Annotated in this window: 1 pseudogene; it reads left to right on the forward strand. The window is 74.9% G+C overall.

Annotated elements, in window-relative coordinates:
• Window positions 1–211 (forward strand): annotated as a pseudogene (locus H4N64_RS44695) (hypothetical protein); the annotation flags it as partial.
• Window positions 212–251 lie beyond the last annotated feature (40 nt).

Here is a 251-nt window from a genome sequence, read left to right on the forward strand (position 1 = left end):
CCCTCCTGGCTCCGCCGCCAGTTGGAACCTCCCGCAGGTGCGCGTCCTGGGCCGGGGCTGCCACGTGGCGATCCCCCCGCTCCACCGCGTCATGTGCCCCGGCCTGTGCTGGCAGATCCCTCCGACGCGGGACCGCGAGTGGACGAACACACCCCGCCTGCACTCCGCCCTCCGCACGGCCCTCCTCCTCGACAGGTCACCCACCCTCTGAACACCCGCCCCGGCCGATCCTGAGCCCGGCCGGGGCGGGA

The organism is Streptomyces cupreus, assembly GCF_014257025.1.
In the GTDB taxonomy this organism is placed as follows: Bacteria; Actinomycetota; Actinomycetes; order Streptomycetales; family Streptomycetaceae; genus Streptomyces; species Streptomyces cupreus.